Here is a 21,293-nt window from a genome sequence, read left to right on the forward strand (position 1 = left end):
CCACGTACTTCACGCACGGCACGGAACGGCTGTCGCAGTAATCACGTGGTCTGGTCAGGCGAAGCGGATGACGCCGTCGGCGACCGGTGCGCCCAGCGCCCTCATGTCGACGATGTAGTTCTGCTTCGCGGTCCACGGTGCCCGGTCGCCGGCCTTCGGCATGACGTCCAGCGAGCGCTGGATGTAGCCGGAGGTCAGGTCCATGAACGGCCGCTCCTCGACGCTCGGGTCCCTGGTGACCCCCGCGACGTCGTAGCCGTTCTCTCCCATGAAGTCGAGCAGCCGGATGACGTAGTCGGTGACCAGGTCGGCCTTGAGCGTCCACGAGGCGTTGGTGTAGCCGATCGTGTAGGCGAAGTTGGGTATCCCGCTGATCATCAGGCCCTTGTACGCCATCTGCTCCGGGAGACGGATCGGCTCGCCGTCGACCTGATACTCGATGCCGCCGAAGAGCCTGAGGTTGAGGCCCGTGGCCGAGATGACCACGTCGGCCTCGAGCGTCTCGCCGGACTCGAGCTCGATGCCCTTCGGCACGAAGGTCTTGATCCGGTCGGTCACCACCGCGGCGTACCCCTCGCGGATCGACTTGATCATGTCGCCGTCGGGGACGAAGCAGATGCGCTGGTCCCACGGGTCGTAGGGCGGGTTGAAGTGCTTGTCGACGTACGCCGTCGCCTCGGCCTTGGTCATGCCCGGCCTGTTGCCGCGGGCGCTGAGCCCGTTGATCCACTGGTCGCGGATCACCTTCTTGACGACGTTCGGCGCCTTGCGGGCCAGCAGGTAGGTGCCGACGGTGAGGCCGATGTTCTCCCAGCGGACCGCTTCGTGGCCGGCCTTCTCGCGCACGCGCTTGAACGGCAGCCTGCCGAGCAGCCTGAACGGCGCCGACTTCAGCAGCGAGGCGATCGCGTCCTGGCCCGGGCGGGAGAGGATGTACGTCGGGGTGCGCTGAAGCATCGTCACCTTCTCGGCCCTGTCGCTGCCCTCGCCGGCCAGGTTGGGCAGGAGGGTGACGGCGGTCGCGCCGGAGCCGATGATGACGACCTTCTTGCCCGCGTAGTCGAGCTTGTCGGGCCAGTGCTGGGGGTGGACGAAAGTGCCCTCGTACTCATCGAGACCGGCGAACTCCGGCTGGTAGCCGTTCTCGTAGTCGTAGTAGCCCGTGCAGTTCCACAGGAAGCCCGTCGTGATCTCTGCCGGGCCGTCGGGGGTCTCGACGGCCACCGTCCACTGCTTGTCCTCGGTGCTCCAGGTGGCGCCGTCGACCTTGTGGCCGTAGCGGACCAGCTTGTCGATGCCGTAGTCCTTCGCCGTGCGGCGCAGGTAGTCGCGGATCTGGTGGCCGTCCGCGAGCGCCTGGGAGCTCTGCCACGGTCGCCACTTGAAGGCGAAGGTGAACATGTCGGAGTCGGACCGGATCCCGGGGTAGCGGAACAGGTCCCAGGTGCCTCCGCTCGCCTCGCGCTGCTCGAGGATCGCAAGCGTCTTGCCTGGCAGGCGCTCGCGAAGCTGGGCGGCGGCGCCGATGCCGGAGACGCCGGCACCGATGATCAGTACGTCGACATGCATATGGCCAGGGTAGCGGGAAATCACCTGATTGCGACACCCTGTCCCACTAACTTTTGCAAGCACGCCCGAAGGCACGGCAGATCCCCACCGCGGATGCACGGCTCGGCAACATCGGCGCGTCCCTCTTCCGCGCTTGTCCGCGAGGTCACTACGCTGCGGTCGGCAGCCGTGGGGGCGGCACGCGTCCACGGCGACTCAGGGTCTTCACCCTTCGCCTTCGATGGCTGAGGCTGCGTACGGATCGCATCTTGCGGTCGACAGTCTTCGAAAGGTTTACGAGTGTTCAGTTTCGTACGCGCCGGCGCGGTTCTCGCCGGCGTCGCCCTTGCCGGTCTCGCGACAGCCCCGGCGTTCGCCACCGGCGACCAAGGCGACCCGGCCGGCAACAACGGCACCGTCAAGATCATCAAGCACGGCAACATCGACGACATCCCCAACAACGAGCCCCACGTCGGTTGCACGCTCGACGTGGAGTGGTACGGCTTCGACGAGGGCGAGGACGTCATCTCGAAGATCAACTTCGAGCTGCACGCACCGACCCTGACCGGTGAGCTCTCTGTCGAGGGCCCGGCCGAGGTCAATGTCGGCGCGGACGCTGCCTCCGGCGCCGGCACCGAGGACGGCTTCGACGCCCGCCAGGCCTACACGCTCTCCTCGACCGGCCTCGCGCACCCCAAGCAGGGCTTCCACGTGAAGGTCACCATCCACACGCCGCGCAGCAAGGGCAACGACACCAAGACCAAGGTCTTCTGGTTCCAGAACTGCGAGACCGAGGAGCCCACCGAGGAGCCCACCCCGACCCCGTCGGAGTCCGCCCCGGTCGAGGAGCCCACCGAGGAGCCGACTGAGGCCACCCCGGTCGCCGACGAGCCCGAGCCCGCCGAGGAGACCCCGTCCGCGGCCCCGGTCGCCGAGGACGACTCCGCGGTCCCGACCAACATCGACGCCGGTCTCGCCGGCGAGAGCGACTCGCCCGTGCCCGCGATGTGGCCGCTGCTGGCCATGCTCGCCGGTGCTGCCGCCGCCGGCGCCGCGCTCCTCGTGGTCCTGCGTCGCCGCGCTGCCGCTCTGGTCCGCAACGACTGAGCTCACTGCGTCATAGAACGGCGCGGCGTACGGATTCGATCCGTACGCCGCTCCGTTCCTTTTCCAGTGGTCGGAGCTCAGTCCTGGACCGCGGCGCCGTTCTCGATCAGGGCGTCGACGTCGGTGACGCCCCACGCGGCGAGGGCCTCGCGGGTGTGCTGACCGGCGCTGGCCGACGGGGCCGCGCCCAGGGTGGAGATCGTGCGGCTGAACCGCGGAGCGGGAGCCGGCTGCGTGACGCCGTTGTGGGTGACGTACGTCTTCCTGGCCTGGAGGTGCGGGTGCTGGGCTGCCTCGGAGGGGGTGAGGACGGGGGCGACGCAGGCATCGGTGCCCTCGAAGATCTCGGCCCAGTCGGCCATCGTCTTGGTGGCGAAGGTCTTGGCGAAGAGGGTGCGCATCTCGTCGTAGCGCTCCATCTCGTACTGCCCCGGGCAGACCCCGTCGAGCCCGAGCCGGGTGACCAGCTCGGCGAAGAACTTTCCTTCCAGCGCGCCGACCGCGACCTGGCGACCGTCGGAGGTGTCGTAGAGCCCGTAGAACGGCATCGCCCCGTCGAGCAGGTTGCTCTGGCGCTGCTCGTGCCAGGCACCGGAGGCGAGCATCCCGGAGATCATCGTGGCGAGGTGGGCGGTGCCGTCCACGATCGCGGCATCGACGACCTGTCCCCGGCCCGTCGTCTTGGCCTCGACGAGCGCGGCGAGGATGCCCATCACCAGGTAGGTCGACCCGCCGCCGAAGTCGCCGAGGAGGTTGATCGGGAAGTGTGGGCGCTCAGCGTCCTGGCCGAGCCCGTTGAGCACGCCGGTGGTGGCGATGTAGGTGAGGTCGTGCCCCGCGGACTGGGCCAGCGGGCCCTCCTGGCCCCAGCCGGTCATCCGGCCGTAGACGAGGCGCGGGTTGCGCTCCAGGCAGGTGCTCGGCCCCAGGCCGAGACGGTCGGTGACCCCCGGACGCAGCCCCTCGATGAGCACGTCGGCGGTCTCCACCAGGCTCAGGACCGTCGCGACGGCGTCGGGGTTCTTGAGGTCCATAGCGACGCTCGGGCGGCCCCGGGCAAGCAGGTCCCCGGCACCTCCACCGAGCACATTTCCACCCGGCCGATCGACCCGGATCACGTCCGCGCCCATGTCGGCCAGCAAGGTGCAGGCATGCGGTCCCGGACCGATTCCGGCCAGCTCGACGACCTTGACCCCGCGAAGGGGTCCGGTGCCCTGGCCCAACGTCACTGTCGGTTCACTCATGGCGGCGATCCTCCCAGAATCGGTTACGGTACGGCAGTCTTGCAATACTCGGACTGGTCCGTACTCAGACTGGTCCGTCGAGGGAGGCGAGCCGATGTCCCGCGACGCCAACGCGCCGCAGCCGCAGCCCGGCGAGCAACCACTCCTCCCCGAAGATCCGCGCGAGGTGGGTCCCTACGCGCTCAGCGGGCGTCTGGGCCGGGGCGGGATGGGCGTCGTCTACCTCGGCAGGTCCGCCGACGGCACGCTGGTCGCGGTGAAGGTGATCCTTCCCGAGCTGGCCGCGGACCAGTCGTTCCGCCGCCGGTTCGCCCGGGAGATCGAGTCGGCGATGCGCGTACGCAGCCGGTTCACCGCCCGCCTGCTGGCCGCCGACGCGGAGGCCGATCAGCCCTGGCTGGCGACCGAGTACGTTCCCGACCCGCCCCTCAACCGCAGGGTCGGCCCGCATGCGGCGCTGCCGGAGGTGGACGTACGCAAGGTGGTGGACGGCACCGCCCGAGCTCTGCGGGCCATCCATGCCGCCGGTCTCGTCCACCGAGACATCAAGCCCGGGAACATCCTGTACGGCACCGGCGACCCGTGCGTGATCGACATGGGCATCGCGAGATCCGTCGACGACACCGCGCTCACCCAGACCGGCCGCAACGTGGGCACCGTCGGCTACCAGGCTCCCGAGCAGCTCCGCACCGGCACCTTCTCCAGCGCGGTCGACATCTGGGGCCTGGGACTGGTCGCGTTCGTGTGCGCGACCGGCAAGTGGCCGTACGAGGGCGAGATCGGCAGCATGGGCCACCTGCTCGACGGCAAGGAGCCCGACCTCGCGCTCTGCCCCGACTACCTGCGTCCGCTGGTCCAGGCATGTCTTGCCCTCGACCCCGCGGCACGGCCCGCCGCCGCGGACATCGTGACTGCCGACGGCAACTGGGACCGGCTGGGGTCGCTCGTCTCCTTGGAGGCCGACACCGAGGTACGTTCGGCGCCGTTCGACACGGGCGAGGAAGGTCCGACGGCCCCCGCTGCCGAACCCGAGCAGAGCCCTGCGGCCGCATCCGAGCAGGCGCCCCAGGCACCCCAGGCCCCGACCCGCTCGGAGACCGACGACCCGAAGGGCACCCGCCGTTTCAAGGTCATGGCCGCCGCCGTGGCGGCGATCGCGGTCCTGGCCTCCGTCGGGGTCGTCTTCGCGATCACCCGTGGCCCCGGCTCGGGCACCGCGCTGGACCCGGCGGCGTCCGGTGGCGGCTCGGCCGGCTCGTCGGCGAGCCCGTCGCCCGGAGAGAGCGGGTCCGGCGAGGTGATCGCCGCCCCGGACGCCTCGGGTTCGCCCGGCGGCAAGCACGGCACCTCCGCGGGTCCCGGCGAGGAGAAGACCGACGGCTCCTCCACCGGCCCGCCCTCGACCGCCAAGCCCTCCTCGGGCCCCAAGACCTTCGACGTCGGCACCGTCACCGTCTCCGGCAGGGCGAAGTACGGCAGCCGCCTGACCGCGTCGGCCTCCGGCTGGAGTCCGGCACCGACGAACGCGACCTGTGTCTGGTATCGCGACAACAGTCGGCTCAGCACCGATGGTTCCTGCGCCTACACGGTCCAGAGCCGCGACGTCGACCACCGGATCAAGGCGACGCTCACCGGCCGGGCGAGCGGCTATCAGCCGGCCGACAGGTCCTCGGCGTACACCTCGACCGTGACCAAGCCCTGGCTCGACATGCCGGCCCCGAGCCTCTCGGGAACCGCTCGGGTGGGCAAGTCGGTGACCTGCTCCACGACGGGGCAGTCGGGGGTGACGTACCGGATCAAGTTCTACCGCCGCACCGCCAGCGGTCCTGTGCAGTTCGGCGGCACTCGGGAGAAGGCCACGCCGCGGTCGTCGGCGACGGTGCCCAAGGCCGCCAAGGGCCGCAAGATCTACTGCACGATGCACGGCATCAAGACCGGTTACAAGAGCCAAGCGCGTTCGAGCAACGTCCGGGGACCGGTGCGGGCGGCGTGACCGTCCCACCAGATCCGGGCGTCGTCCGATACGCTCCGACGCACACCTGCACAGGAGAGAAACGTTGTCTCGGGACATCCCCACATCCCCCCAGCCCGGCCCGGCTCAGCCCGGCGCACTGACCCCGAACGACCCTCGCGAGATGGGTCCGTACGCCCTCAGCGGCCGCCTCGGCCATGGCGGCATGGGCGTCGTCTATCTGGGCGAGGACGACGAAGGCACCCGGGCAGCGGTGAAGGCGATCCTTCCCGAGCTGACCTCCGACCCCGGGTTCCGCGCCCGGTTCGAGCGGGAGATCGAGGCGGCCAAGAAGGTCCGGAGCCGTTTCACCGCGGACGTCCTCGCCGCCGACGCCGAGGCGGAGCACCCCTGGATGGCGAGCGAGTACATCGCCGACCCGCCGCTCAGCCAGCTGGTCGGATCCGGCCGGCGCCTGACCGAGATCGACGTACGTCAGCTGGTGGCCGGAGTCGCCGAGGCGCTCGCCGCGGTGCACGACGTCGGCCTGGTCCACCGCGACATCAAGCCGGGCAACATCCTCTACGGCGACACCGACCCGTGTCTGATCGACCTCGGCATCGCCCGCGCCGTCGACGGCACCGCGCTGACCCAGGCCGGGAAGGCCGTCGGCACCTACGGCTACCAGGCGCCGGAGCAGGTCCAGACCGGCACGTTCTCCAGCGCCGTCGACATCTGGGCGCTGGGCCTGGTCGCCTTCGTCGCCGCCACCGGCCGCTGGCCGTTCACCGGCGAGATCGGCTCGATGGGGCATCTCCTCAAGGGCGAGTCGGCCAACCTGAGCTTCTGCCCGGACTACCTGCGGCCGCTGGTCGCCGCGTGCCTGGCCGAGGCGCCGAGCGCGCGGCCGTCCGCCGCGGACATCCTGGCCACCAACGGTGACTGGTCGCTGCTGCCGGCCCCGGCCACCGAGGAGGAAGAGACCACGATCCGTACGCTGCCGGGGACCGGCACCGCGGACCTGCCGGTGCCTCCTGTGGCGATGCCGGTCCCCGCACCGGACACCGGCTCCGTCGCCGCCTCCCAGCCCGCGCAGACTCCGCAGCCGGCACGACTCGGGCGTCGCGGGAAGCTGATCGCGGTGGTCGCGGCGGCAGTGGTGCTGCTCTCCGCCGGCGTGGCCGTCGCGTCCAACCCGGGGCTCGTCCCCGGTCTGGACGACACACCCTCGGGCGAGGAGGCCTCCCCGTCGGCGAAGCCGACCGCGGGCGAGAGCAGCGGTGCAGCGAAGCCGTCGACCGACGCCTCGGCGACCGCGATCCCGGAGCCCGGCGTGACCGAGGAGCCGGCCGAGGAGTCCGAGACCACCGAGGAGATCGTCCCCGGCAGCGTCACGGTCAGCGGCGACGCGGCGCCCGGCGGCTCGCTGGTCGCGAGCGCCGTCGGCTGGGACCCGATGCCGACCGACAGCTACTGCGTCTGGTCCCGCGGTGGGACCGAGGTCCTCGATGGACCGTGCGGCTACAAGATCCGGGACGAGGACGCCGGCTACTCGATCAGTGTGACCATGACCGGCTCGGCCGAGGGCTTCTCGAGTGCAACCGCCTCGGCCTCCACCGACGCGGTCAGCGAGCCGGTCGAGACACCTACTGACGAGACGCCCACCGCCGAGCCGACGGAGTCGGAGACGGTCGAGCCGACCGAGGAGCCGACCGTTCCGTCAGAGACGCCTTCGGCGTCGGAGTAGACGCGTCCGCTGGCCATGTCTCCCAAAGACACGGCGGCCGCGAGCGGCGTTTCGGGCCGATCTGGCAAGGCGGCGCTGCGATGGCATCCTGGTTGGCTGTCGAGCGGCGCCCAACGCAGCCAGATCGGATGCGAAACGTCGCGTAGCGGGCGTGGATTTGGGAGACATGGCCTTGGGGATCAACGCCGTCCCGGAGCCGTTTTCGAGAGCCAGATCACACGGTTCCGGACGTTGGATCGATCAAGGTGGCCTGGGGTCTGCGGATGCCGATAATCAAGCCTGGTGGAGTGTGCCGCTCGCCCGATCAGGGCGAGCCTTCCCAAGCAACCGAAAGTTGAGCTGTGAGCAACACCGACGAGACCTTCAACGACTGGCAGCACCGCGAGGAGCTCGCGGAGACGATGATCCCGATCATCGGCAAGCTCTACCGCGAGAAGGATGTCACCATCCTGGTCCACAGCCGCTCGCTGGTGAGCAAGTCCGACATCTCGATCCTCAAGGCGCACCGCTTCGCCCGCCAGATCGAGGGCGAGGAGCTCTCGGTCATCGAGACGTTCCCGCTGCTTCAGGCCGTCGCCAAGCTCGATCTGGGCCCGTCGAAGGTCGACCTGGGTCTGCTCGCCGTCCAGTACGCCGAGGACGACCGCGGCCTCTCAGCCGATGAGTTCGTCGCCGAGAAGCTGGCCGGCGCCACGGGCGCCAACAAGCTCGAGCGCAACGGCGGCCAGGACGTCGTCCTCTACGGTTTCGGCCGCATCGGGCGGCTCGTCGCCCGCCTCCTCGTCGAGAAGGCCGGCTCCCGCCACGGCCTCCGCCTCAAGGCCGTCGTCATCCGCCGCGGGGGCGAGGACGACCTCGTCAAGCGCGCTTCGCTGCTGCGCCGCGACTCGATCCACGGCCAGTTCGCCGGCACGATCACGGTGGACGAGAAGAACGGCGTGATCGTCGCCAACGGCAACCCGATCCAGTTCATCTACTCCGACGACCCCGCCTCGGTCGACTACACGGCGTACGGCATCAACGACGCCATCCTCATCGACAACACCGGCAGGTGGCGTGATCGTGAGGGCCTCTCGAAGCACCTGCGCCCCGGGATCAAGAAGGTGCTGCTGACCGCGCCGGGCAAGGGCGACGTCCCCAACATCGTCCACGGCGTCAACCACCAGTCGCTGACGGGCGAGGAGCAGATCATCTCCTGCGCCTCCTGCACGACCAACGCGATCGTGCCGCCGCTGAAGCTGATGGAGGACCGCTTCGGCATCGTGCGCGGTCACGTCGAGACGGTGCACTCGTTCACCAACGACCAGAACCTGCTGGACAACTACCACAAGGCCGACCGCCGCGGCCGCTCCGCGCCGCTCAACCTGGTGCTCACCGAGACCGGCGCCGCCTCCGCCGTCGCCAAGGCGCTCCCCGACCTGAAGGCGAAGATCACCGGCAACTCGATCCGCGTCCCCACCCCGGACGTCTCGATCGCGATCCTGTCGCTCTCGCTCAAGGGTGAGACCAACAAGGACGAGGTCGTGGAGTATCTCCGCGAGGCCTCCCTCACTGGCGACCTGCGTCGCCAGGTGGACTTCACCACCGCCCGCGACGCCGTCTCCTCCGACTTCATCGGCTCGCGCGCGGCCTCGATCATCGACGGCAACGCGACCATCGTCGACGGCGACTCCGCCATCCTCTATGTCTGGTACGACAACGAGTTCGGCTACTCCTGCCAGGTCGTACGCACCGTGCAGTCGATCTCCGGCGTCGAGTACCCGACGTTCCCGGCGCCGGCGGTCTGATTTCTTTTCGGTGGTCTCGACAAGCTCGACCACCGCAACAAACTCGACCACCGCAACAAACGTCGACCACCGCAACAAGGTCGACCACCGCGACAGCTCGACCACCGCGACAAGGTCGGCCATCGCGACAGCTCGACCACCTAGGCGGCCCCGCCTCTCCCGGCTTCGGGAGGAGGCGGGGTGGCCTGATTTTGGCCAGCCTGGTTTTGGCGGTCCCAGGCGCGAAGGATGTCATCTGCGTTGGTCAGGCCGACCTGCATGATCTCGCGCAGGACCGGTGCTGATCGCGCTCGGCGCTCATCCTCGAGGCGCTGCTTCTGTTCCTCGACGTCTGCCCTGAGCCAGTCGACGTCTCGCAAGGTGCTGGTCGGCGCGCCCCAGATCGTGACCGCGGGTCCGTGTTCCAGAGGTAGCCAGGTGCGCTGGATCGCCTCGAACCAGGCTCCCGGCGGCTCGACCTCGAAGGTTCGTGGTGGCGTACGCCGGTTGCGCGTCCGTCGAGGTGCGGTCTGGTCGTAGGAGTGCCCGGTGACCTCTGCGCCGAAGACCACCCAGCTCGCAACGGTGGCCACCAGAGGGAACCTCCCGTCCTCCAGACACCCCCACCTGTCGAGCATCAGGCTCGGGAAGAACGGCAGATACCAGTTCCGCCGGACGATCTCTGCCTGTTCCGCCCAAGGCTGGTCGATGCGGATGTCGCGCCCACGTCCGAGCCGGACGATCACGGGTCTGACCCGGTCCAGTGTCGCGTCCGGACACCGGGGCCGGGCGAGGAGGTCGGCGAGGGCGCGCTCGTCATAGACGATGGCGCTGCCGACCCGGTGACCCGGCCCGGCAAGACCCGCGCTCAGCGCCCTGTTCGCCTCGACGTGCGCGATCGCCTGGTGCTCGCCGATCCGCCGGATTGCTTCGCGTGTGTTGAACCCCATGCGCGGACCGTAAGACGCTCCGTGGCGTACCTGCGACCAGTAACCCATCAACTGTGGAAAACCCTGTGGATAACTCTGGTCCGCGCTTCGCCGGACCCCCCCCGACTCCTTGCCTGCACAAGCCGAGGACAACTTGTGAATGTTTCACAAACTGTCCTCGGCTTGTGCAGGCGGCCGATGAGGGGTGTCTGACACCAGCCGTCCGAGATCCGTTACGCAGTCCGAGATCCGTTACCCGCGAACGCGAGCAAGGAACGTGCGAGTGCGCTCTGCTGTGGGTCGCCGAAGAGCTGGTCCGGCGGCCCCTCCTCCAGCACCTCACCGACCAGCTCGGGGTCAAGGGCAGCGGTGATCTCGTCGAGGAGGAGCAGCCACGGCCTGGTGCACATCGCCCGGACCAGCGCCACCCGCTGCTGCTGGCCGCCGGAGAGCGCATCGGGATGGGCGTCCCCCTTGTCGGCGGGCCCGAACCGGGTCAGCTGCTCGTAGGCCCGATCCATGGCCTCCCCCGCACCGACCCCGTGAACAAGCACCTGCGCCAGCGTGCAGTTGTCCGGCACGGAGAGATGCGGAAAGAGGTTGTACGCCTGGAAGACCATCCCGACCTCCCGGCGGACCGAGCACGGGTCGACGAGCGGGTCCGAGATCTCGCGGCCATCGACGGTGATGACGCCGTCATCGATGGTCTCGAGCAGGTTCAGGCAGCGCAGCAGGGTCGACTTCCCCGACCCGACGCGCGATCAAACAGACGACGTCGTCTGCAGCGGGACGAGGTCGTTCATGAGCGGCGTTACGACGCGGCGTACGGCCTGCGGAAGGACCACGAAGCGCATCGTCTGGGCCCGGGTCAGGGCCAGCGCCTCGGCCGAGGCGACCTGGATGGGGTGAATGGCCAGGATGCCGGCACGGAAGACCAGGTCGGTGTAGCCGGTGGCCAGGAGCCGCAGCGGCGCCAGCCACGGCGAGGTCGTCTGACGGGCGATGGCGACAAGGGCACCCAAGATGAGACGCAGGGTTCGGCGACCAGGAAGATCCGGATGGTTGATCCAGCAGCAGCACCAGCCCGACCATCACCACGACGGTCACCACCGTGGCGATCGCGACCTGCTGCAGCCTCACCCGCCGGCATACGGCCTGCCTCTCCCGCTCCCGCGCACCAGGTGGTCGAGCCTGTCGAGCGTTGTATCGAGCTTGTCGAGATGACCCCTCCACGGCACGACTCGGCCCCATCACCTCAACACAGGCACCGAGACGACATCGAAGAGCCACTGTTGTCGGCCTCGCCCGCACAGCCCGTCAGGGCGCCGACCAGGACGAGCGGAGCGGCGAGAACGACAATAAGGCGATGCGCATGTGCGGAATCGCAATGGTGAGACCCTCTAGCCGGGTCTTATTACTCGCGAGTAGCATTAACCCATGGCGTACGAATCCCTCCTCTCCCCCTTGACGATCGGGTCGCTCACCCTGCGCAACCGGGTGGTGATGGGGTCGATGCACACCGGCCTCGAGGACCACGCGTGGGACATCCCGAAGCTGGCGGCCTACTTCGCCGAGCGGGCACGCGGCGGGACCGGGCTGATCATCACCGGTGGATACGCACCCAACAAGCGCGGCTGGCTCAAGCCGTTCGCGAGCGAGATGAGCTCGCGGCTGCACGCCGCCCAGCACCGCCGGGTGACCGGCGCGGTGCACGAGGAGGGCGGCGCGATCGCGATGCAGGTGCTGCACGCGGGCCGCTACGCCTATACCCCGTTCTCGGTCAGCGCCTCTGCCCTGAAGGCGCCGATCAACCCGTTCAAGCCCTCTGCCCTCTCCGACAAGGGCGTCGACGCGACGGTCTCAGACTTCGCCAAGAGCGTCGCGCTGGCCAAGCGGGCCGGGTATGACGCCGTCGAGATCATGGGGTCGGAGGGCTACCTGATCAACCAGTTCCTCACCGAGCGGACCAACCAGCGCGAGGACCGCTGGGGCGGCACCGTGACCAACCGGATGCGGTTCCCGGTGGAGATCGTGCGACGCTCCCGCGAGCTGGTCGGTGACGACTTCCCGATCATCTTCCGGCTCTCGATCCTCGACCTGGTCGAGGACGGCCAGACCTGGGAGGAGACGATCGAGCTCGCCTACGCGCTCCAGGACGCCGGCGTCTCGGTGCTCAACACCGGCATCGGGTGGCACGAGGCTCGCGTGCCCACGATCATCACCCAGGTCCCTCGCGGCGCCTGGCTGGACATGACCGCCCGTCTCAAGGCCGAGGTCAGCGTCCCGGTCTGTGCCTCCAACCGGATCAACACCCCCGAGCTCGCCGAGTCGGCGATCGCCGAGGGCAAGGCCGACCTGGTCTCGATGGCCCGGCCGCTGCTGGCCGACCCCGAGTTCGCCAAGAAGACCGCCGAGGGCCGCACCGACGAGATCAACACCTGCATCGCCTGCAACCAGGCCTGCCTCGACCACGCCTTCGCCAACAAGGCGGCGTCCTGCCTGGTCAACCCGCGCGCGGCACGCGAGACGACGCTGGTGCTCTCCCCGACGCGCGTCAAGCAGACCGTGGCCGTCGTCGGCGCCGGCCCGGCCGGCCTCGCTGCCGCCACCTCGGCCGCCGAGCGCGGCTTCGAGGTGACGCTCTTCGAGAAGTCCCCGCAGCTCGGCGGCCAGTTCCGCCTGGCGATGGCGGTGCCTGGCAAGGAGGACTTCAAGGACACGCTGCGCTACTTCACCCGTCGGCTGGAGGTGCTGGGCGTCGACGTACGTCTCGACGCCGAGGCCACCACCGCCGACCTGGAGGCGTTCGACCACGTCATCGTCGCCTCCGGCGTCACGCCGCGGGTGCCGTCGATCGCCGGCTCCGAGGACGACCGGGTCGTGACGTACGCTGACGTGCTCGCCGGGCGGGTGGTCCCGGGCCGCCGGGTGGCGGTGATCGGCGCCGGCGGCATCGGCGTCGACGTGTCCGCCTGGCTGACCCATCAGCCCGAGACCATGGACGAGTGGAAGGCCCGCTGGGGCGTCGGCGATCCGGCGACCTTCCGCGGCGGACTCACCACGCCGGTTCTCGAGGCGCCCGCCCGCCAGGTGACCCTGCTGCAGCGCAAGACCACCCCGATCGGGATCGGCCTCGGCAAGACCTCCGGCTGGGCCCACCGCGCCCACCTGAAGCAGGACGGCGTCAAGCAGGTCCGAGGCGCTACGTACGACAAGATCGAGGCCGGCGAGGACTCGCTCACCCTCCACTACGCCGTCGACGGCGAGCCCCGTGCGCTCGAGGTCGACCACGTCGTCCTGTGCGCCGGCCAGGACTCCGTACGCGGCCTGTGGCCCGACGGCGATGCAGACGAGCACGGCGCAAACAAGCAGGGCGCAAACAAGCAGGGCTCATACAAGCTGGGCTCATACAAGAACTGGCACCTGATCGGCGGAGCCGACGTCGCCGCCGAGCTCGACGCCAAGCGCGCGATCAAGCAGGGCACCGAGGTCGCTGCGGGTCTGTGAGCCGCCCGACGACGACCCGCTAGCCTCAGAGCATGAGCGAGTCGCCCAACGAAAACTGCCTCTTCTGCCAGATCGTCGCGGGGAACATCCCGTCGACGAAGGTCTACGAGGACGACGAGACGTACGCCTTCATGGACATCGCGCCCGCGGCAGAGGGCCACACGGTGGTGGTCCCGAAGACGCACACCAAGGACGTCCTGGAGGCTGACCCGGCGGTCTTCGCCGCGACCGCGAAGGTCGCCCAGACGGTCGCTAAGCGCGCTGTCGACGTCCTGGACGCAGACGGCGTCAACGTGCTCAACAACTGCGGGTCGACTGCCTGGCAGACCGTGTTCCACCTGCACTTCCACGTGATCCCGCGCTACACGGACAAGGCCAAGGACTCCCTCACGCTGCCGTGGGTTCCCCGGCCGGGCGACATGGACGCGATCAAGGCGGTCGGCGAGAAGCTCGCCTTCTGACGCTCAGCCGGTGGGCGCACCTTCGGAGTGTGCGGCCACCAGGTCGGCGTACCAACCGAAGGACCGCTTCGGGGTACGCGCCCCGGCGTCGTCGACGTGCACCAGGCCGTACTTCCCGCCCACGCCGTCCTCCCAGTCCTTCCCGGTGAACGGCGCCTCCCAGCCGTCGCGGTCGAGCAGGGTGTAGGCGTAGAAGCCGCGTACGTCGACACCGCGCTCGATCGCGGCGGAGACCGCCTCGAGGTGGGCCTCGAGGTAGTCGATCCTGGCCTGGTCGTCGACCATGCCGTTCTCCACCGGCGCCTCGTACGCAGCACCGCAGCCGGTCAGCACGATCGGCGGCATCGCGGCGCGATAGCGGGATCGAGTGATGATCAGCCACTCCCGCAGGGCGGTCGGCGCGACGCCCCAGCCGGTGTCGGTAGCCGGATAGCCCACCAGGGGAACCAGCCGGAACGGGAGGTCGTCGCCCTCGGCCGAGGCGCCGATGCGCTGCGGGGCGAAGTAGTTGATCCCGTAGAAGTCCAGGGGTGAGCGGATCACGGCCATGTCGCCCGGCATCACGACGTCGTCGGCGAGGCCGGCGATGTCGCGCGGGTAGCGGCCCATCAGCATCGCCTCGAGAGGGACGGCGTTCCAGGCGAGGTCGACGAGCTTGGCCGCGCCGACGTCGGCAGGATCCTCCGAGAGCGGCCAGATCGGCTCGTGGTGGGTGGCGCACCCGACCGTCGCGGCCCCGGCCGCGCGCAGCGCCTGCGCGCCGCGGCCATGAGCGAGGAGCAGGTGGTGCATCGCCGCCACGACTCCCCACCCGGCGCGGCGTCCGGGCGCGACCGTGCCGAGCCCGTAGCCGAGGTAGGCAGCCACGTTGGGGTCCTGGACGGGCACCCATTCGGGGACCCGGTCGCCGATCAGCTCCGCGACGCCCTGGGCATAGTCACCGAACGCGTCGACAGTGGCACGGTTGAGCCAGCCGCCGTCGGCGGCCAACGGCTCCGGAAGCTCGCCGGCATAGAGCGTCGCCGACGGTCGCAGGCCGGCCTCGAGCAGCTCATCGACGAGGCGGTCGTAGTGGCTGCGGGCAGCGGGATCGACGGCACCGCGTCCACCCGGCTGAAATTCACGCCAGGAGACCGCGAACCGGTAACCAGGCGCACCGAGACGTTTGAGCAGCGCAACGTCCTGCTCGCCCCCCGGCCGGGTGACGTCTGCAGTGCCGAACACGAAGCCAGTCGGAAACTTGGGAAACGCCACGGCACAATCATGACTGTGACTGCCCAGATCCGCCGAGGAACCGTCCGATTCACCGAACGTCCCCCCGGCCTCCGACCAGGAAAAATTACCTGGCACACCTACTCATTCGGCCCCCACTACGACCCTCAGCGCGTCGGTTTCGGCCCGATCGTCGCCTACGACGAGCACCTGCTGCGCAACGGCGAGGGCTTCGACACCCACCACCACGCCGGCGTCACCATCCTGACCTGGCCGCTCTCCGGCGAGGTGACCCACACCGACTCCACCGGCGCCACCGGAACCGTCGCTCCGGGCCAGGTCGGCGTCTTCACCACCGGCGACGGCGTGGACCACTCCGAGTTCGCCTCGGCCCCCGGCACCCGGTTCATCCAGGCCTGGATCTCCGGCAGCACCGGCGAGCCCGCGTACGCCGTCCACGACGTCGCCGCCAGGGAGGGCGAGTGGACCGAGGCGGTCCGCCTCGACGAGGGGACTCTCCGGGTCGGCCACGTCGGCACCGCCGGCCCCACCGAGATCACCCTTCCCGAAGCCCGGCTCCGGCATCTCCACGTCGCCTCCGGCGCCCTGCTGCGCAGCGGCATGGCCGAGCCGCTCTCCGCGGGCGACGCCTTCGAGATCACCGCCGGCGAGGACCTGCCGCCGGAGTTCACGGTCAGCGCCGGCGTACCCACCGAGCTGCTGCTCTGGTGCTTCGACTGACATCCACAATTGGCCGGACAGCCGCACATCCGGCCGGGTAAAGTCCGGCGCAGACTGCTCAATACGGAGGATGCGTGACGACGTTCCTGATCATCGGAGCCGTCGGGCTTGGCCTCCTGCTCGTGTCGCTGGTGATCGGCGACCTGATCGATGGCTTCCTCGGCGGAGCGCTGGACTGGCTGGAGAGCGACTGGTTCTCAACGGCGGCCATCGGCGGGTTCGTGTCCGCGTTCGGCTTCGGTGGCGCGATCGCCGCCGGGCCGATCGGGACCCTGCCCGCCATCGGGATCGGGACCGGCGCCGGCGTACTTTTCGCTTGGTTCGCCCTCTGGCTGACGCGCCTGCTCAAGGAGGAGCACACCGATGCTCCTCCCAGCGGCGACGACGCGGTCGGGCTGGACGCCGCGGTGATCACCACGATCCCGGCCGGCGGCTTCGGCGTGGTCCGGTTGGCACTCGGGGGCCATACGGTGACCTACAACGCGAAGGCACCCGACTCCGACGACGCGATCGACCCGGGCACCGCAGTCCACGTTACCGGGGTCCTCTCTCCGACGGCAGTCACCGTCGCGCCGACTTGGCGCGAGATCACCTCCTGACCTGAAGGGGTCCCCATGGAACTGCTGGTGCCGATCGCCGGCTTCGTCGTACTTCTCATCCTGCTTCTGCTGCTGGTCACCAGCCGCTACAAGGTGGCAGGCCCCAACCAGGCGTTCATCGTCACCGGCCGCAAGGGCAAGGCGGTGCTCAACCCGGAGACCGGGCAGCTGACCACCGACCTGTCCGGCCAGAAGGTCGTGCTCGGCGGCGGCGTCTTCGTGGTCCCGTTCGTGCAGAAGCTGGCGACCATGGACCTCTCCAGCCGCCGGATCTCGGTGCGGATCGGCGGAGCGGTCTCGGGGCAGGGCATCAAGCTCAACCTCGACGGCGTCGCGATCGTGAAGGTGGGCGGCAACGCCGACCAGATCCGGCTGGCCGCGCAGCGGTTCCTCTCCCAGCAGGAGGAGATCGAGCCGTTCACCCAGGAGGTGCTCGCCGGTGCGCTGCGCTCGATCGTCGGCGGCCTGACCGTCGAGCAGATCATCCGTGACCGGGCCGCGTTCGCCCAGCGGGTGGCCGACGAGTCCGAGTCGTCGCTCACCGGCCAGGGGTTGATCCTGGACACCTTCCAGATCCAGGACGTCACCGACGACGGGTCCTACCTCGCCAACCTCGGCCGGCCCGAGGCCGCCCGCATCACCCAGGCCGCCTCGATCGCCGAGGCCGAGGCACGACGAGCGGCCGAGCAGGCCCGGATCAAGGCCGAGGAGGAGATCGCCATCGCCCAGCGGGCCCTCGCCCTCAAGCAGGCCGAGATCAAGTCCGAGACCGACGCCGCTGCCGCCAACGCCGCCGCCTCGGGCCCGCTGGCCCAGGCCGACCGCGATCAGGCCATCCTCACCGAGCAGGAGAAGGTCGCCGTACGCCAGGCGGCGCTGACCGAGCGCCAGCTCGAGACTCAGGTACGCAAGCCCGCCGACGCCGAGCGCTACCGCGTCGAGCAGGAGGCCGAGGGCCGCCGCAACTCCGAGATCGCCGCAGCCGAGGCTCGCAAGGCCTCCACCATCGCCGGCGCCGAGGCCGATGCCGAGCAGGCCCGCCTCTCCGGTGAGGCCGAGAAGGCCCGCCGTGCCGCCCTGGCCGAGGCCGAGGCCATCGAGGGTGAGCGGCGTGGCGCCGCGGAGCGGGCGCGGCGTACCGCAGAGGCCGAGGCCCTGCGCGCCGAGGGTGAGGCCCAGGCCTCCGCCACCCTGGCTGTCGGCCAGGCCGAGGCCGAGGCGATGGACAAGCGCGCCGAGGCGTTCGCCAACTACAACGACGCCGCGGTCCTGCAGATGCTCGTCGAGGTGCTCCCCAGCATCGCTCGCGAGGTGGCCGCCCCCATCAGCGCCATCGACAACCTCACCGTCCTGTCCACCGACGGCGCCGGCGCCATGCCCCGCCAGGTCACCGACAACGTCGCCCAGACCCTCAACATGCTCAAGACCGCCACCGGTCTCGACCTCGAGGCGATGCTCCACAAGACGGTCAACAAGGCCACCGACAACGGCACCGCCGAGATCGGCTCTTAGTCCCACCAGACCCAGGGATACCCGGTTGACCGGGTATCCCTGGGTCCGCCCTTGGTCCGGCGTCCGGGCGGAGGAATCCACCGACGTCGCGGGCACTACCCAGTTTGAGGTACGGCCGAAGAGTTGTGGATCGTCGTTCGCGACCCCGACCACAGTCTGATCCCAGACCGGCTTTCTCGAGGTGCCCGGTGCATCGTCACGCAACAGGGTTCAAAGGAGAGTCATGTTCAAGAAGCTCATGGGTCAGATCCCGACCGTCATCATCGCAGCGGCCACCGCGGCGATCTTCGGAGGCGGCGGGGCCTACGCCGCCGCCAAGATCACCTCGGCCCAGATCGCCGACCAGACCATCCAGTCCCGCGACATCGCCGCCCAGGGCGTCGGCACCTCGGAGGTGCGCAACCAGTCCATCGTCTCCGGCGACATCTCCGAGGGCGGCGTCGGCGCGTCCGAGATCCGCAACGGCACCATCACCGGTGCTGACATCAACGACAGCACCGAGAAGAACCTGAGGGGCAAGGACGGCGCTGACGGCCAGGACGGCGCTGACGGCGCTGACGGCCAGGACGGCGCTGACGGTCAGGACGGCGCTGACGGTCAGGACGGAGTCGTCACGGCGACCTCCGTGGCCACCACCGACACCGTGATCGCGAACATCGGCGGTCCGTTCGCCGCCAACGCGACCGAGGTGGGCACGACTCACCTGGATGCGGGCAAGTACCTGGTCAACGCCTACGGCTTCTTCGACCGGACCAACAACGCCGAGACCTCCACGCCCGTGCTGCAGCTGGCCGTTCGCGGCGATGACGGCAGCCAGTGGGGCGTCGACTTCGGCACCGCCTTCACCGGCGAGTTCCCGGCCACAGGGAACCTGGAGCAGACCGCTTCCTCCACGCGACTCGTCACGGTCCCTGAGGGTGGTCTCGACGTGAACGTGTACGCCTTCGGCTACAACGCCAACCAGAGTTCGACCGGCTCGGGCAACTACACGGTCAGCGCAGACGTGACCTTCGTTCCCGTGGTGGGCTGACCCCACTCGCTGGACCGGCCGACGGCACCCTGAGGAGACCCCCAGGGTGCCGTCGGCATCTCAGTCGGCGGCGATCCCGACGTACGTCGTCTCCAGATACTCCTCGATGCCCTCGAAGCCGCCTTCGCGCCCGAATCCGGAGGACTTCATCCCTCCGAACGGGGCGGCGGGGTTCGAGAGGAGCCCGGTGTTGACGCCGACCATGCCGTACTCCAGCGACTCGGCGATCCGGATCGTCCGGGAGAGGTCGCGGGTGTAGACGTAGGAGGCCAGGCCGTACTCGGTCGCGTTGGCCTTCGTGACTGCTTCGTCCTCGGTCGTGAAGACGGTGATCGGCGCGACCGGACCGAAGATCTCCTGGGAGTTGATCTCGGCGTCGGCAGCGACGTCGAGCAGGACGGTGGGCGTGAAGAAGTAGCCGGGACCGGAGGGCGCCGAGCCGCCGGTCAGCAGCTTCGCGCCGCCCTCGACCGCGCCGGAGACCAGCGCGGTCACCGAGTCCACGGCCTTCTCGTCGATCAGCGGCCCCACCTGCGTACCTTCGTCCTGGCCTCGCCCGACGACCAGCGACCCCATCTGCGAGGTCAGCTTCGTGGCGAACTCCTCGGCCACGTCGGCGTGGACGAGGAAACGGTTGGCGGCCGTGCACGCCTCGCCCATGTTGCGCATCTTCGCGATCATCGCGCCCTCGACGGCGGCGTCGATGTCGGCGTCCTCGAAGACGATGAACGGGGCGTTGCCGCCGAGCTCCATCGACATCCGCTGCAGGTTGTCGGCGGCCTGCTTCACCAGCAGCCGGCCTACCGGCGTCGAGCCGGTGAAGGAGATCTTCCGCAGCCGTGGGTCGGCCTGGACCGCGGCGGAGACCTTGGGCGCGGAGGTGGTGGTCACGACGTTGAGTACGCCCTCGGGCAGTCCGGCCTCGGTCAGGATGGCCGCCAGGGCCAGCATCGTCAGCGGCGTCTGCTCGGCCGGCTTGACCACCATCGTGCAGCCGGCGGCGATGGCCGGGCCGATCTTGCGGGTGCCCATCGCCAGCGGGAAGTTCCACGGGGTGATGAAGAAGCAGGGGCCGACCGGCTTGCGCACCGTCAGCAGCCGCGAGCCGCCGACAGGGTTCTCCATCCAGCGGCCGTGGATCCGGGGTGCCTCCTCGGAGAACCAGCGGAAGAACTCGTTGCCGTACGTCACCTCGCCCTTGGCCTCGGCCACCGGCTTGCCCATCTCCAGGCTCATCAGGTGCGCCAGATCGTCGGACCGTTCGTTGATCAGCTCGAACGCCTTGCGAAGGATCTCGCCCCGGGTGCGCGGCGGAGTCTTCGCCCAGGACGCCTGCGCCGCCACTGCGGCGTCGAGCGCGGCGACGGCGTCCGCGACCGAACCGTCCGCGACAGTGGTCAGCTCGGAGCCGTCGGCCGGGTCGATGACCGCGAAACTCGCTCCGCCCTCCGCCTCCCGCCAGGTGCCGTCGATGAAGAGTCCGTGATGCTCCGGTGCCAGAAGGTCCAAACCGCTCATGACACCGATCCAACCACGCCGCGGAAACACACCCTGATCCACATCTCGTCAACACGTGGTCACCAGTTCTGTGGAAAACAGGCATACGCGTGACACCTCGGAACAAGTCTGATTGTCTATCCACGTCGACGTAGGGAGGGAGCACTCCAAGCCTCGACCGGGCCTCGCGGCCGAAAGGCCGCCAGGCTCGCCTTACAGCTTCTCTACTGTTCCCCCCGTCGGTAGAGAAGCCGAGGGACTTGAGTGTGGCCCGGCCTCTGGCCGGGCCACATCTCGTTCGGGCCTGCGCTGCCTCCTAGTGTCCCGCGCCGAGAGTCCGTGCCATAAGTCGTGCGATGCGTGCGTGCATCGCAAGGCGGCGTCGCGACGGGGCGAGTTCAAGGGTCGGACGCAACACCTCCTGACTGAGGAGGCTGTCGAT

17 protein-coding genes are annotated in these 21,293 nt (G+C 69.4%); 10 read left to right on the forward strand and 7 right to left on the reverse strand.

Annotated elements, in window-relative coordinates; all coding sequences use genetic code 11:
* Nucleotides 1-54 precede the first annotated feature (54 nt).
* Complete coding sequence (locus tag ACRDPS_RS15885; RefSeq protein WP_431502623.1) at nt 55-1,569, reverse strand: flavin-containing monooxygenase; 1,515 nt, start codon at nt 1,567-1,569, stop codon at nt 55-57.
* 279 nt (nt 1,570-1,848) lie between these two features.
* On the opposite strand from ACRDPS_RS15885, the gene ACRDPS_RS15890 reads away from it, so the two are divergent.
* On the forward strand, nt 1,849-2,655 hold the full coding sequence (locus tag ACRDPS_RS15890; RefSeq protein ID WP_431502624.1) for a hypothetical protein: 807 nt from the start codon (nt 1,849-1,851) through the stop codon (nt 2,653-2,655).
* Nucleotides 2,656-2,732: 77 nt separating this feature from the next.
* Here ACRDPS_RS15890 and ACRDPS_RS15895 read toward each other — a convergent pair whose 3' ends face one another.
* On the reverse strand, nt 2,733-3,899 hold the full coding sequence (locus ACRDPS_RS15895; protein WP_431502625.1) for a CaiB/BaiF CoA transferase family protein: 1,167 nt from the start codon (nt 3,897-3,899) through the stop codon (nt 2,733-2,735).
* A 94-nt stretch (nt 3,900-3,993) separates the two neighbouring features.
* Here ACRDPS_RS15895 and ACRDPS_RS15900 point away from each other — a divergent pair, with 94 nt between their 5' ends.
* The 3 genes from ACRDPS_RS15900 to ACRDPS_RS15910 all read left to right on the forward strand — a co-directional run bounded on the left by ACRDPS_RS15900 (nt 3,994) and on the right by ACRDPS_RS15910 (nt 9,384).
* Nucleotides 3,994-5,892, forward strand: a complete 1,899-nt coding sequence (locus ACRDPS_RS15900; protein WP_431502626.1) for a serine/threonine-protein kinase — start codon at nt 3,994-3,996, stop codon at nt 5,890-5,892.
* A gap of 64 nt (nt 5,893-5,956) precedes the next feature.
* The gene (locus ACRDPS_RS15905; protein WP_431502627.1) at nt 5,957-7,597 is read left to right on the forward strand and encodes a protein kinase domain-containing protein; all 1,641 of its coding nucleotides are present in this window, start codon (nt 5,957-5,959) and stop codon (nt 7,595-7,597) included.
* Between the two features lie 341 nt (nt 7,598-7,938).
* Nucleotides 7,939-9,384, forward strand: coding sequence for a glyceraldehyde-3-phosphate dehydrogenase (locus tag ACRDPS_RS15910; RefSeq protein WP_431502628.1), 1,446 nt, complete (start codon nt 7,939-7,941; stop codon nt 9,382-9,384).
* Between the two features lie 140 nt (nt 9,385-9,524).
* Here the strand turns inward: ACRDPS_RS15910 and ACRDPS_RS15915 are convergent, their stop codons facing one another.
* The 3 genes from ACRDPS_RS15915 to ACRDPS_RS15925 form a co-directional block, all read right to left on the reverse strand.
* Nucleotides 9,525-10,313, reverse strand: a complete 789-nt coding sequence (locus ACRDPS_RS15915) for a hypothetical protein (RefSeq protein ID WP_431502629.1) — start codon at nt 10,311-10,313, stop codon at nt 9,525-9,527.
* 212 nt (nt 10,314-10,525) lie between these two features.
* Nucleotides 10,526-11,026, reverse strand: a complete 501-nt coding sequence (locus tag ACRDPS_RS15920; RefSeq protein ID WP_431502639.1) for an ATP-binding cassette domain-containing protein — start codon at nt 11,024-11,026, stop codon at nt 10,526-10,528.
* Nucleotides 11,027-11,053: 27 nt separating this feature from the next.
* The gene (locus ACRDPS_RS15925; protein WP_431502630.1) at nt 11,054-11,314 is read right to left on the reverse strand and encodes an ABC transporter permease subunit; all 261 of its coding nucleotides are present in this window, start codon (nt 11,312-11,314) and stop codon (nt 11,054-11,056) included.
* A gap of 415 nt (nt 11,315-11,729) precedes the next feature.
* On the opposite strand from ACRDPS_RS15925, the gene ACRDPS_RS15930 reads away from it, so the two are divergent.
* Nucleotides 11,730-13,799 (forward strand): NADPH-dependent 2,4-dienoyl-CoA reductase, encoded by a 2,070-nt coding sequence (locus ACRDPS_RS15930; RefSeq protein ID WP_431502631.1) that lies wholly within the window; start codon nt 11,730-11,732, stop codon nt 13,797-13,799.
* A 32-nt stretch (nt 13,800-13,831) separates the two neighbouring features.
* A complete protein-coding gene (locus ACRDPS_RS15935) occupies nt 13,832-14,260 on the forward strand; it encodes an HIT family protein (protein ID WP_431502632.1) in 429 nt (142 codons plus the stop codon).
* 3 nt (nt 14,261-14,263) lie between these two features.
* Here ACRDPS_RS15935 and ACRDPS_RS15940 read toward each other — a convergent pair whose 3' ends face one another.
* A complete protein-coding gene (locus ACRDPS_RS15940) occupies nt 14,264-15,484 on the reverse strand; it encodes a glycoside hydrolase family 1 protein (RefSeq protein WP_431502633.1) in 1,221 nt (406 codons plus the stop codon).
* A gap of 45 nt (nt 15,485-15,529) precedes the next feature.
* Here ACRDPS_RS15940 and ACRDPS_RS15945 point away from each other — a divergent pair, with 45 nt between their 5' ends.
* The 4 genes from ACRDPS_RS15945 (at nt 15,530) to ACRDPS_RS15960 (ending at nt 19,354) form a co-directional block, all read left to right on the forward strand.
* Nucleotides 15,530-16,213, forward strand: coding sequence for a pirin family protein (locus ACRDPS_RS15945; RefSeq protein ID WP_431502634.1), 684 nt, complete (start codon nt 15,530-15,532; stop codon nt 16,211-16,213).
* Nucleotides 16,214-16,287: 74 nt separating this feature from the next.
* Nucleotides 16,288-16,812 (forward strand): hypothetical protein, encoded by a 525-nt coding sequence (locus ACRDPS_RS15950; protein ID WP_431502635.1) that lies wholly within the window; start codon nt 16,288-16,290, stop codon nt 16,810-16,812.
* Between the two features lie 15 nt (nt 16,813-16,827).
* On the forward strand, nt 16,828-18,324 hold the full coding sequence (locus tag ACRDPS_RS15955; protein WP_431502636.1) for a flotillin family protein: 1,497 nt from the start codon (nt 16,828-16,830) through the stop codon (nt 18,322-18,324).
* Nucleotides 18,325-18,547: 223 nt separating this feature from the next.
* Nucleotides 18,548-19,354: a hypothetical protein gene (locus ACRDPS_RS15960; protein WP_431502637.1), complete on the forward strand. Its 807-nt coding sequence runs from the start codon at nt 18,548-18,550 to the stop codon at nt 19,352-19,354.
* Between the two features lie 60 nt (nt 19,355-19,414).
* Here ACRDPS_RS15960 and ACRDPS_RS15965 read toward each other — a convergent pair whose 3' ends face one another.
* Nucleotides 19,415-20,872: an NAD-dependent succinate-semialdehyde dehydrogenase gene (locus ACRDPS_RS15965; RefSeq protein ID WP_431502638.1), complete on the reverse strand. Its 1,458-nt coding sequence runs from the start codon at nt 20,870-20,872 to the stop codon at nt 19,415-19,417.
* Between the last annotated feature and the right edge of the window lie 421 nt (nt 20,873-21,293).

This window comes from Nocardioides sp., from assembly GCF_050699375.1.
In the GTDB taxonomy this organism is placed as follows: domain Bacteria; phylum Actinomycetota; class Actinomycetes; order Propionibacteriales; family Nocardioidaceae; genus Nocardioides.